The organism is Flectobacillus sp., from assembly GCF_049240685.1.
Taxonomy (GTDB): domain Bacteria; phylum Bacteroidota; class Bacteroidia; order Cytophagales; family Spirosomataceae; genus Flectobacillus.
The window spans coordinates 1-13,221 of the sequence record NZ_JBMLSD010000004.1 but is presented as its reverse complement, the minus strand read 5'-3'; the positions used below and the strand labels follow the sequence as shown (position 1 = coordinate 13,221).

Sequence of the window (13,221 nt, the reverse complement as noted above, 5' to 3'; positions counted from 1 at the left end):
CGATGGCATTCTGATTGGATAAGTTATTACGCAAAATAAACTTAAATTTTTGAGCTTACGGCTTTCAGCTATGGGCAATCGGTAAAAAATATATCCATCGTTCTAATTACTGGACAAAAAGAGAAAAGGTATTTAGACTTTTTCAATGAATGTTTAAAAACAGTTTAAAACTGTTAAAAAAATGAGTCCAAGACTAAGTCTTGAACTAGTAAATTCAATTTTGTCCAGTAATCAGTCCATCGTTACTAAAAAACATTTAACACTCTTTGCCTTGTGCCTGTTGCCTGTTCCCTAAAACACACAAAGCAAATCTAATTTTGCAGCAATACTTAATTCTATTAAATACTTTTATTCTACCACTACACGCTTAACGGTACCATCTTCATTTTGTGTAACAGTAACGAACAAAGTGCCTTTTGTGTTTTTCTTCAAGTCTACTTGACCCATAAATTCACCTTCAAAGTCTTTTACCACTTGATGCCCCACTTCTTTACCATTCACATCAGTAACCGAAATTGTCACATTTCCTTTTTGGGGAGCATCAAAACGAAGGTTCAGTTTAGCGTCAAAAGGCTTATTAGGATATACTCTCAAGCCATGAATCGTTTTGGACTCGTTCATGCCAGAAAAAGTACCATTTCCATCAAAAAGGAGAAGGTTTTTAGTTCCATCTTGCAAGCTTTTCAAACGTGGTTGCATTTTCGCTATCCATTCCTCTGTATTAAAATCCTTGAATTTTTTCTGCATATCCTTATCCATTCCCTTAAAATCGAAGTTGAAATTAAAGTTTTCTTCATCACCATTCAACTCACGTTCAATCGTTTGACCATCTTTTTTGATGATAATACGACGTTTCATATTTTTACCAGGACGAGCCACAGCAAGAGAATCACCATCACTAAATGAGAAAGATTGGATTTCAACATCATCCTTTTTCTGAGCGTCTTTATCAGCAAAAATCTTCATTTTAATTTTTGCTTTGGGGCCATCGGCTTTTGCCATAAGCGAATCTGTAATATCTGAAACCAACTTTTCTTTGGCCTCGGTACTCAAACCCTCCACATTATAATTACGCTCAAAAACCTCCTTTTTGCCATTTTCGGTTGTTTCGACATGTACTTTCAATTTTCCGTCTTTCTCCTGAACTGTTTGAGAAATACTCTTATTTTGTGCAAATGATGTCACACTTGCCAAACACAAAATAGCTACGCTCAATGATTTAACTGTAACCTTCATAGTTTTGTAAATTTTAATGGAACAACGTACAAATTATCGTTTCCAAACGCTAGTGGTAAATGCGTTTTTGTTATTAGGAACAAACATAATGAACCGATTCAATATCAAAGCGTTGAACTCTGTTAAAAGATGTTAAAAGGGCTTCATGATAATACTATTCCTTCTAATTTTGCGATATACCTTTTGGATTGATTCACACGACCAATGCGTTTGAACGATTCAAAGAAACCACTTTAAACAAAATGTTGCATCAAGGTCTTGAATTTGATGTAATTAGCAAAGCACTAATTGGCTTGACACTAGCATGACAAAACGTAAAATTCAATATATAATCGCCCTAATGGCATTTGGTTCGCTGGGGTTAATCATTTTCCAATTTTACTGGTTGGGCTTTACACTTCGTGCCAAAAATGAGCAATTTGGTAGCGATGTTCGTGATGCGATGCAACGAGTTGTAAGACGATTGGGACAGCAGGAGTTTTTTTATTTGGCCAAACAAAAAATGGAGGTTGAGGAAAAACAAAAGCAGTTGGTCGCTATTGCCAATCCTGCACCTCACAAAACTAAAGAAACTCATAAAGTACCTGTTGCCACTAAAACCTATCCTAATTTGCCCGCAGGAATCGAGGCGCTTGCTAAAAGCTCTTTGCCTTCCGATATCTTAGTCTCGAAAAGTACAGAAATACTTCCTAATGGCGAAGTTCGCGAATATGAGGAGTGGTCGGTAAATATGGATATGGAGGAAGTTCAGAAAAGACTTAATGAAAATAAGCGTTTAGACGAAATTTTAGCAGAAGCAATTAATCAGCACGCAGCCGTAGCCAAATACAAACAAGATTCTGCCAAAAAAGCCCAAAAGCTTGCTGAAAAACGTAAACAAGAACAAAAAGCCAAAGCACTTCAAAAAGATTTTATTGCACGAGAACATACAGATATCGATTCGCAAGGACAAATGGCGAAAGAGGTTTTAAGTGATTTTCTTTTCAAAAAACGTAAAATTACTGAGCGAATCAACTTTGTAGTGTTGGACTCATTGTTGAAACAAGAAATCAAAAATAAAGGTATTTCATTGCCATTTGAGTATGGAATCAGCACCAAAGAAGCGCCAGTATTACATTATGCCTCTTCGGTAAAATACAAGGAAAATGGCTTAAAAAGTGACAAAGACACATACATCGTAAACCTTTTCCCAAATGACTTGAATGCCTCTGAGAGCTATTTGAGATTGTATTTTCCGAACCAAGACCGCTATATTATTCGTACCATGTGGGTGATGTATGCAAGTTCGTTGATGTTGATTTTGGTGATGTTAGGATGTTTTTATATTGCTGTCAATACGATTGTGAAACAAAAGCATTTGGCCGATATCAAAAACGATTTTATCAACAATATGACGCATGAGTTCAAAACACCAATTTCGACTATTTCGTTGGCTACTCAGATGTTGCAAGACAACGATGTAGCTGCCAGCAAAATGATGTTTAGTCGCTATCTGAATATCATCAAGGAAGAAAATAAGCGCTTAGGCTCGCAGGTAGAGAAGGTATTACAAACGGCACAAATGGAGCGTGGGGAGCTAAAGCTCAAACTAGGCTTAGTTAATGTCCATCAGGTAATAGAGCACGTTTTGGAAAATATGAGCCCACAAATAGAGCTTCGTGAAGGTGATTTGAGCTTTGATTTTAAAGCAGACAACCCCGAAATTGAGGCAGATGAAGTGCATCTTACCAATATAATTTTTAACTTGCTCGACAACGCCAACAAATATTCACCCGAAAAACCTCAGATATCTATTCAAACAGAAGATACTCCTGAAGGAATTGCTATTCGAGTGAGTGATAAAGGTATTGGAATGACAAAAGAATCTATCAAAAATATTTTTGAGAAATTCTACCGTGTTCCAACAGGCAATCTGCATGATGTAAAAGGCTTTGGACTGGGATTGAGTTATGTCAAAAAAATCGTAGAAGAACATAAAGGTAAAATCCGTGTACAAAGCAAACTAGGCGAAGGCAGTACTTTCGAAATTATTTTACCCATTGCTAAAAGTTAATTAGTGCAGAATTAGATTTGAGCTTTGTATTTTAGGCACAAGGCAACAGGCACAGAGTGTTAAAGTGTTTTTAGTAAGGATAGATACGTTTTTGCCGAGTGCCCTGAGCTGAAAAAACGTAAGCTCAAAAATTAAATTTTATTTTGCGTGCCAACTTAAGTATTAGTGCAAAATAAGATTTAAGTTTTTATTTTAGGCACAAGGCAACAGGCACAAGGCACAGAGTGTTAAAGTGTTTTTTTATAACCACAGCCATGAGCCAACTGCAGAAAGCCGTTACCTGAAAGCCCAAAGCACAATCGTAAATTCTATTCTGAATACTAACTTATAGTCAAAGGGGTTTCTAATAAACTAAATGAAACATTTTAGCCTAATACCTATCGCTTTTTGCCTACTGCACTCTAATGCCATGCACATTTACGACATTTGGAATGCTTACCTATTCCGACAACACGTATAACGTTACACATTATGAATAAAATCTTATTAGCCGAAGACGACCCAAATTTAGGACAGCTTTTGCAGGAATATCTTACCATCAAAGGTTTTGAAGCCACCTTAGCCAAAGACGGTGATGACGCGCTTTCGAAGTTTGTATTGACAGATTATGATTTATGCATCTTTGATGTCATGATGCCTAAAAAAGATGGGTTTACTTTGGCAAAAGAGGTACGAATGTCTGATAAAGATACACCTATCATATTTTTGACGGCCAAAGCCATGAAGGAGGATACTTTGCAAGGTTTTAAAGTGGGCGCTGATGATTATATGACCAAGCCCTTTTCGATGGAGGAGCTTTTGGCACGTATCCAAGCAATCTTGAGAAGAAGCCAAAAACAAGCTTCTGAAAATGCGGTTAAAAGTAATACTTTCGTGATAGGCGCTTATGAGTTTGATTCCGAAAAACAACTATTATTTCATGCATCAGGTCAGCAAAAATTAACTTCGAAAGAAAGTGAGTTGCTCAAATTACTCTGCGAAAATATCGGCAAACCTGTAAGCCGTAGCTTTGCTTTGAAGATGGTTTGGGGCGACGATACCTATTTCAATGCTCGAAGTATGGATGTTTATATCACCAAACTGCGTAAGTTTTTTAAAGAAGAACCAACTATTCAAATCATCAATCTCCACGGAGAAGGATTTAAGTTGATGAGCTAATACTTTGTCTGCAATTGAGTGATTATGTTAAAAATTATCTTCTTGCAGTAGAGACCTAATACTTTACGTCTAAAACCGTAGGATTCTGAAATATTCCATCAAAAAAGGCGTTCGAAAAATTCATTCCGAACGCCTTTTTTAATGAAAATTTAGAGAATTATTTTAATCTTATTTTTTCTCTGGTAAAAGAATCACTTTAATGAAATCTTTTCCTAAGTATTGGTTAGCTGCCTTTTTAGTGCTTTCTACCGTTACTTGTTTCATCAAAGTTTCTTCTTTCAATACATCTTTCAAGTCTTCTTTGTACTGATATTGTCCTTGAAGATAGCCCAACCAGAAACCGTTTTCACGCAACTGAACTTCTGTTTGACGTTTAGATTCAGCCTTGAATTTATCGATATCTGTTTGCTCAGCACCTTTTGTTTGTACTGCTGTAATTTCTGCCAAGGTACGAGCCACCAATTTTTCTACATTTTCAGGAGCACAAGCAAAACCAATTCTGAAGCTATAACGCGCCGATGGGATTTTTGAAGCCGAACCTCCTACTTGTACACCATAAACACCTGCTTCTTCCTCACGTAATTTTTCAATCAATTTGATTTCTAATACTTCAGAAAGTGCCTCGATTTGTTTCTCAGTTTCAGCGTTGTACACCAACGGTCCCGACCATACCATTGTTACTCTAGCTTTTGGTTCTGTGCCTTTGTAAACGGTTTTTTCGACCTTACCTTTTGGCGGATAAATACCCAAATCTTTGGCAACTTCTTTACGCTTTAATGAAGGTAAAGCACCCAAATATTTTTCAAATAAAGGTTGAGATTCTTTCAAGTTGATATTGCCCACAAAGAAGAACGTAAAGTCTGAGGCATCAGCAAAGCGCTCTTTGTAAATAGCGAAAGCTTTATTTGCATCAATTTTCTCAATACGCTCGGCCGTAATAGGCATACTACGTGGGTGATAGCTCGACAATACCGCAGTCAATGAATCGCTATATACTTTTTCTGGTGTCAACGTTTTTTGTTGGCTCAATAATCCATCACGCTGATTACTCAAAAATCCTTTTACTACCTCAGCATCCAAACGTGGCTGCATGAAATAACTGTAAATCAACTCCAACGCAGTTTCAAAATCCTTTGGCGTCGACGAGCCACTGATACCTTCGGTGGTCGCTCCGATATATGGTGCAATTCTTACCGTTTTACCTGTCAACAATTTGCGTAAATTGATAGTGTTAAACTCTCCTACGCCCGAAATAGAGGCAATTGTTGAGGCTAACTTTGCATTATCGGCATCTTTATCAGCATACAAGTTTGAACCACCGAAACTATAGCCACTGATTAAGATTTCGTCGTTTTTAAAATCTGTCGATTTTACCACTACTTTTACTCCATTGCCCAAAGTCAATTCTGTCACACCGATTTCTGGAATTTGCTTGGTAGCAACCACTTTACTTCCTTTTTGTAATTTTTCAATCAATGGCTTTTGTACAGATTGGTCAACATAGGCCGATACGTCTTTACCAGTATTATTCAACAATTCTTTGATTTTGTCGGCAGAAGGCAATTTGTCTTTATCTTTTTCTGGCGCCATCAAAACCACTGCACGGTTGTCATCAGTAATCAAAGCTTTAGCAGCAGCGTTTACATCCTCAAGTTTGATTGTCTCGATATACTTTTTCGTAAAATCATAACCAAACTCAATAGAAGTAAGTACTTCATCTTCTAAAAATGCACTTACCAAACCATCTACCAAATCTTCTGAGCTAGTTTTATCCTTTTCTTTAAAAGCATTTTCTTGACTTACCATGTACATTTTTTTTGCACGCTCAAATTCACTTGCATTAAAACCAAACTTTTTGGCACGAGCAGTTTCTTCCAAAATAGCTTTCAAACCTCCTTCGATATTATCGCCTTTGGCTACTACAATCGAGCTAAAACCGTCGAGGTTACTCAAGAAACCACTATATCCTGCTTGTCCATACAAAAACGGAGGATCAGCCTTTTGCGTCAGTTCCTGAATACGAGAAGAAAGCATGATATTGAACAACGAACGAACGATGCCATCACGACGATCTTGATAAGTTACATCTTTCTTCTTTGGCTGTTTCGAGATTACCTGAATCACCGTATTGGGTTGTTCTGGGTCTGTAACGATGGCAACGTCTGTTCCGCCAGTTAATGGGATTTCATATTTTACTCTTGGTTTTGGATTAGCTACCGCAGGAATTGCGCCGAATTTTTCTTTAATCATTTTTTCGACCATATCCACATCCACATCACCTACTACCGCCACAGCTTGTAAGTCGGGGCGATACCAATCTTGATGAAATTGTTTTAAAACATCATATTTGAAGTTTTTCAAAATATCATCTTTACCGATAGGCAAACGCTTGGCATACTGAGAGTTATTCAAAATCAAAGGGAAATACTTGTCACGCATACGGGCTTGAGCACCTTTCCCCAAACGAGATTCTTCCAATACGACACCACGTTCCTTATCGATTTCGCTAGGTTCGAGTGTGGCATTATGCGCCCAATCCTCCAGAATTTGGATACCTTTTTTGAACACTTCAATAGAGTCAGTTGGCACAGGAAGCATATACACGGTTTCGTCGAAACCTGTGTAAGCATTTAAGTCAGCCCCAAAACGGACACCTGATTTTTGAAGGAAGTTGACCAATTCGTTTTTCGGGAAGTTTTTGGTTCCGTTAAAGTTCATGTGCTCCATGAAGTGCGCCAAGCCCTGTTGCTCGTCGGTCTCGAGAACCGAACCAGCTTTTACCATCAAACGCAGCTGAGCACGGTTTTTAGGTTCGGCATTTTTCTGGATAAAATATTTCATTCCATTGGGCAATACGCCCACACGCACCGAAGGGTCCATGGGCAGTTTTTGGCTCAAATCGGTTTGTCCATAGCCTACAAAGCTCAAAGAGATTCCTAAAGCAACTGTAGCAATTAGGTGAACAACTTTTTTCATAAAAGTTCAAAAGTTATGAGATTTAAAAAGTATTGATTCATACAACAAGACCCACTTGTCGTATCTGCCAAATTTAATGAATGTTTTGATTTGACTATATGATTCAGTAGAAATTAAAAAAAAGATGAGCGTTTTATAATTGAGTGAGTTGAGATTGAGTGAATGGAGGATAATTTAAACCTTACCATTAAAATAAAAATGGTGTAGCGGCAACTCTTGCAGTTGCCACTACACCAAAAAAAAGGTTACTAGTTCAAGACTTAGTCTTGGACTTATTTTTTTTACAGTTTAGTAACTGTACCAAAAGCATAATTACTTAGCTCATCTGTTTGAATCTTTTTTTCAAAATCAGCAGTGCAATATGTAACGCTAGGGTAATACTTACGATTTTGATGCCATTGGCCTCCTCCCAAAAATTGGGGTCTTGATAGACTTTAAAAGCAATAATTGCTAAAATAAGGGTAAGCACTATTTGAAAAAAACTCATGATGCCAATCATCACTTGGACGATGAGCTGGCGAAGGCCATCAAAACCGCGTTTTTCGTTTACCATAAGCTTAGAAGAAAAAGCCTCCTACTCGAATTACAATTGGGCTACCGTAAGGAGAAGTTAGACTATTAGACGAATAGCTAAAGTTATATAATGCAGAAATCTGGAAGCCCCCATACCCTAGTCCAACGCCAGCCAAGACTTGAGGGTCATAATTGAGTTTAAATGTTCCAGCACTACCATAATATTGTTGAACCTCCCCTTGTGCAAACGCTTTGGACAAAATAGATTCTAAGAAGCGAAGACGATACTGTGTAAAAATTCGTGGACCATATAAGTTATAGGCTGTTAGACCTGTGTACTTGGTATATTGATAATCGACTGCCAAACCGACTGTCATCTCATTGGTCAACAAATACCCAGCCATCGGCGAAACAGAAATCAGGGTAGGATTACCAAACTGTAAGCCACCAATACCGCCCCCAAACTTCAACCTTTCGCGGAAGGATAAATCTCTCACATCTGGCTCTTCGTTTTCTTCAGCGTCGAGGTCACCCGTTGCGCCATCTTGTTTGATTACAACAGGCTCTTGTGCCCAGCTTTTTGTTATGTTACCTGCGGTTAGTAAGCAGAGAATAAGAAGTATTTTTTTCATGGTTTGAAAATTAATCTATTGTGTTTCAATAAGCTATAGATGTTTCATCTATCAACAAAAAGACGTTATCCATAAACATAGGGTCTTCTTTGCGAGACCTATTTGTTTTTTTGTCTAAATAAAGCATCCTCCTTTATTGATAAAGACACATTTTACCCATCATTTCGTTGCAATTACTTGTATCAAACCCTTAAATTAATAGAAAGTTTGCTACATTCTTGCGCACATACGAAACAATCTTGTCTAGTTTTTTGTCTAACTTTGAGAGGACAACATCTTGATGACAACTTAAGGTTTGTCTATCCTTATTTTGCCTGTACTTGTTTTGGACAAAATTTGGCAATTACCCTTACCAATCATTGGCCAAAATTCAACTATCCGACATTTTGATGAATACTGCCGAAATCACGCTGAACCAACAATCTTCCATAGAAAACCTCGATCCCAAAAAGAATATCATCATCAAAGGAGCGAGAGTTAATAACCTCAAAAATATCGACGTAGCGATTCCTCGCAACCAGCTTGTAGTGATTACAGGTTTGTCTGGTTCGGGAAAATCTTCTTTAGCCTTCGATACGCTTTTTGCCGAAGGGCAACGTATGTATGTCGAAAGCTTGAGTTCGTATGCTCGTCAGTTTTTGGGCAGAATGGAAAAGCCTGATGTGGACTATATCAAGGGGGTTTCGCCAGCGATTGCGATTGAGCAGAAGGTTTCTACTAAAAACCCTCGTTCGACGGTTGGTACAACTACCGAGATTTATGATTATCTCAAATTATTATTTGCTCGCACAGGTATTACCTATTCGCCTCTTTCGGGAAATATCGTTAGAAAAGATACCGTTACCGATGTGGTCAATTGGTTGTTCGAACAAGAATCAGGGCAAAGAGTCTTAATTCTGGCACCCTTATTTTTGAGAGAAGGACGTAGTCTACAAGCAGAAATGCAGGTATTGATGCAAAAAGGCTACACTCGTATTGTGGTAGATGACGAAACTTTATTTTTGGAAGAATTACTGGAAAATCCTGCCCAAATTGAAGCGCTCCCTCCTATTGACCTAGTAAAAAATAATTTCAGAATATTAATAGACCGATTGGTCATCAAAAAAGAAGAAGACGGTCAGCCTGAGGAAGAAACACAGTTTCGTGCCTCTGATTCGGTACAAACGGCATTTTTTGAAGGAAGTGGCACTTGTTATATTGAGCTTGTAGGACAAGAAACGCGTGTTTTCTCAGATAGATTCGAAGCCGATGGTATTGTTTTTGAAGAACCTTCGCTCAATCTTTTTAGCTTTAATAACCCTTATGGCGCTTGTAAACGTTGTGAAGGATTTGGAAAAGTATTAGGCTTAGACCACGACCTTATTTTCCCTGACCATAACTTATCAGTCTATGAAGGGGCTATCGCTCCTTGGCGTACCGAAAAAATGGGCGAATGGCTTATTCCTTTGTTGCGTAATGGTATCAAATTCGACTTCCCTATTCATAGAGCCTACAAAGATTTGACAGAACAAGAAAAAGCACTATTGTGGACAGGAAACGAATATTTCTCGGGACTCAATGCCTTTTTCCAAATGCTAGAAACCGAGACTCATAAAATCCAGTTTAGGGTTTTACTTTCTCGTTATCGTGGTCGTACTACTTGCCCCGACTGTCAGGGTTCACGCTTGCGTAAGGATGCTGGATATGTCAAAATTAACGGTAAGTCTATCATCGACTTGGTATTGATGCCTATCTCAGAGGTAACAGAGTTTTTTGAAAAACTGGAGCTTCCTGACTACCAAATGGAATTGTCGAAACGTATTGTTCAAGAAATCCAAAACCGATTAGATTTCATGAGTCGTGTGGGTTTGGGATATTTGACACTCAATCGCCTTACTTCGACTTTATCGGGTGGTGAATTTCAGCGTATCAAATTGGCGACATCGTTGGGAAGTGCCCTTGTAGGCTCAATGTACATTTTAGATGAACCTTCGATTGGCTTGCACCCACGCGATACGCAACGCTTGGTATCTGTCTTAGAATCGCTAAGAGATTTGGGAAATACCGTGATTGTGGTAGAGCACGAAGAAGAAGTCATGCGTGTGGCCAACCAAATCATTGATATCGGCCCTGATGCGGGGAGTCATGGTGGGCAACTCGTATTTCAAGGAAATTACGAACAATTGAGCGACGCACAAGTCACTCAACTACAAAGTCATACGATTAATTTCTTGACAGGAAAAGATAGTATTCCTGTGCCAAAGTTTCGCAGAAAAGCTACTGCTTTTATAGATATCAAAGGTGCCAGAGAAAATAATCTTAAAAACTTAGATGTCAAATTTCCATTAGGGGTACTCACGGTGGTAACAGGTGTAAGTGGTTCTGGGAAATCGACGCTTATTCGTAAAGTGTTATTTCCTGCTTTGGGAAGACACTTAGGAACCTTTACCGAAGATACGGGCAAGTTTACAGAATTGAGTGGTAGCCTCAACCGAATAGAAGCAGTTGAAATGATTGACCAAAATCCAATTGGTAAATCTTCCCGTTCAAACCCTGTTACCTATATCAAGGCATACGACCAAATTCGTTTGTTGTATTCAGAACAAGCTATTTCGAAAAACCGTGGATATAAACCAGCGCATTTTTCGTTCAACGTGGACGGCGGACGTTGTGAAACTTGCCAAGGCGAAGGCGAAGTAACAATCGAAATGCAGTTTATGGCAGATGTGCGCCTCAAATGTGAATCTTGTGGAGGGAAGCGTTTCAAACAAGAAATTTTAGACGTAAAATACCAAGAAAAAGATATTGCCGAAATCTTGGATATGACTGTCGATGAGGCCATAGATCTTTTCTCAAAAGAAGACCCAAAATTGGCAGATAAACTAATTCCATTACAAGAAGTAGGATTAGGTTATATCAAACTGGGACAATCTTCAAGTTCACTTTCGGGTGGCGAGGCACAACGTGTCAAATTGGCGAGTTTCTTGGGAAAAGGAAATTCGAGTAAAGGCAAGACCCTCTTTATTTTTGATGAACCAACGACAGGTTTGCACTTTCACGACATTAAAAAACTCTTGAAAGCCATCAACGCACTCGTCGAGCAAGGCGATTCGGTGATTATTATCGAGCACAACATGGAAGTCATCAAGTCGGCAGACTATATCATTGACCTTGGTCCAGAAGGTGGCAATCAAGGCGGATATATAACCTTTGTAGGCACTCCCGAAGAAATGGTGAAAGAAGGAAACAGCTTTACGGCTACATTTTTGAAAGAGAAATTATAAGCGTGTGTTATAGTATTTGCAAATACTAGAGAACTTATTAAATGGTACAGAACTGCTTATAGTTGGTATTATTTCTTTAGGCTCTGTTTTTGCAAATACTTAGACCTCATTTGGTATTCACAACCGATTTTAGCTCGTCAGTCTCGAACAGAAGCTGCATTTGAGTCATAGCTGTTTTAGGATTATCCAAATCAAAAGCTTTCAGTTTACTTGCATTTTCTATGGCATTCTTCAATTTGGGCTTTAATTTCAAATAAATATCATGGTCTTGTTTGGTAAAATATTTACTGGTTTTTTCATAATCAGGTAAATATTTCTTAAGCTGTTTTAAAGCTCCATCACAAGTGTCATAATACCTGCTTGTCATTTCAAAATGTAGTAGTAACCAAAACTCTAAGCATAGGTTATTGATAATTAGGCTTCCCTTTAAAGGTGTAAGTGATTGATTATCAAGTATTTTTATTAAAAATTAATCCCCGAAAATGCACAAATTTGGCATATTTCGGGGATTTTTGTATTTTAGTTGTGCGACCAAATTAAAATACTTATGCAATATACACTTTTTCCTCTTGATTCTCCAAATTTCACTAAATTGTATTTATTCAAGAATAATACAGATTTAGGTTCTATTTATCAGACTATAGATTGGTCATCTTTAGTAAAGCTTCTTCCTGAGAAAAAAACCTTGGTAGGAGCTCCTTCGTGGCTTCCGCCACAAGGTTACTTTGGACTTATGTTTCTTAAACATTATCTAAAAATTAGTGATGAAAAATTACTGGAACGATTCAATACTGATTGGGCGATTCAGATGTTTTGCGGTACTTTACTATCTGATAATGAAATGATTAGGGATAATTCTTTTGTATCAAGGGTACGAGGATATCTTGGAAAATATGTTGATTTTGAAGAGTTTCAGCACAAAATAATTGAGAACTGGAAAGACGAAATTCCAGATAAAAATATCCTTTTAGAGGATGCAACCTGCTATGAAGTTTATCTTCGTTTTCCGACTGATGTCAAGCTTATTTGGGAATCCTGTGAATGGTTATGGGCAAAGCAAATTCCAGCAATTTGTAAGCTAAATAAGCTAAAAGAACCACGTTCAAAGTTCAAAGAGCAGCGCAAAAAACATTTAACCTATAGTAAACTTCGTAAGAAATCACATCAGAAAACTAAGGCAAGAAAACGAGCAAGTTTACGCTTATTATTGAAGGGGATTACTGAATTTCAGCAAATTCTTAATGAAACAAAAGCAGTTGATTTAAGTCCGCAAGATGCCCGAATTTTTAAAACGATTAAGGTAGTTTATCAACAACAAAAGCATCATTTGGACAGCCCCAAAGCTAAAATTTCGGACCGAATTGTAAGCATTTACAAGCCCTACATCAGA

9 protein-coding genes are annotated in these 13,221 nt (G+C 37.9%); 4 read left to right on the top strand and 5 right to left on the bottom strand.

Features of this window, described 5'->3' with window-relative positions:
- Positions 1-348: 348 nt before the first annotated feature.
- Positions 349-1,236 (bottom strand): T9SS type A sorting domain-containing protein, encoded by an 888-nt coding sequence (locus ACOVQ4_RS00315; protein ID WP_421818683.1) that lies wholly within the window; start codon positions 1,234-1,236, stop codon positions 349-351.
- Positions 1,237-1,540: 304 nt separating this feature from the next.
- Here ACOVQ4_RS00315 and ACOVQ4_RS00310 point away from each other — a divergent pair, with 304 nt between their 5' ends.
- A complete protein-coding gene (locus ACOVQ4_RS00310; protein WP_421818682.1) occupies positions 1,541-3,289 on the top strand; it encodes a sensor histidine kinase in 1,749 nt (582 codons plus the stop codon).
- A 471-nt stretch (positions 3,290-3,760) separates the two neighbouring features.
- Positions 3,761-4,447: a response regulator transcription factor gene (locus ACOVQ4_RS00305; RefSeq protein ID WP_421818681.1), complete on the top strand. Its 687-nt coding sequence runs from the start codon at positions 3,761-3,763 to the stop codon at positions 4,445-4,447.
- Between the two features lie 168 nt (positions 4,448-4,615).
- Here ACOVQ4_RS00305 and ACOVQ4_RS00300 read toward each other — a convergent pair whose 3' ends face one another.
- From ACOVQ4_RS00300 to ACOVQ4_RS00290, 3 genes are all read right to left on the bottom strand, one after another.
- On the bottom strand, positions 4,616-7,423 hold the full coding sequence (locus tag ACOVQ4_RS00300; RefSeq protein ID WP_421818680.1) for a M16 family metallopeptidase: 2,808 nt from the start codon (positions 7,421-7,423) through the stop codon (positions 4,616-4,618).
- A 316-nt stretch (positions 7,424-7,739) separates the two neighbouring features.
- The gene (locus tag ACOVQ4_RS00295) at positions 7,740-7,976 is read right to left on the bottom strand and encodes a hypothetical protein (protein ID WP_421818679.1); all 237 of its coding nucleotides are present in this window, start codon (positions 7,974-7,976) and stop codon (positions 7,740-7,742) included.
- 4 nt (positions 7,977-7,980) lie between these two features.
- Positions 7,981-8,568 carry a hypothetical protein gene (locus ACOVQ4_RS00290; RefSeq protein WP_421818678.1) on the bottom strand — a complete coding sequence of 196 codons (588 nt, stop codon included), beginning with the start codon at positions 8,566-8,568 and terminating at the stop codon, positions 7,981-7,983.
- Between the two features lie 389 nt (positions 8,569-8,957).
- Here ACOVQ4_RS00290 and uvrA point away from each other — a divergent pair, with 389 nt between their 5' ends.
- Positions 8,958-11,831, top strand: coding sequence for an excinuclease ABC subunit UvrA (gene uvrA / locus ACOVQ4_RS00285; protein WP_421818685.1), 2,874 nt, complete (start codon positions 8,958-8,960; stop codon positions 11,829-11,831).
- 106 nt (positions 11,832-11,937) lie between these two features.
- On the opposite strand, the gene ACOVQ4_RS00280 is transcribed toward uvrA, so the two are convergent.
- Complete coding sequence (locus ACOVQ4_RS00280; protein WP_421818684.1) at positions 11,938-12,243, bottom strand: RloB domain-containing protein; 306 nt, start codon at positions 12,241-12,243, stop codon at positions 11,938-11,940.
- A gap of 135 nt (positions 12,244-12,378) precedes the next feature.
- Here ACOVQ4_RS00280 and ACOVQ4_RS00275 point away from each other — a divergent pair.
- The coding region (locus ACOVQ4_RS00275; protein WP_421818677.1) for a transposase at positions 12,379-13,221 on the top strand (843 nt) is incomplete at its 3' end.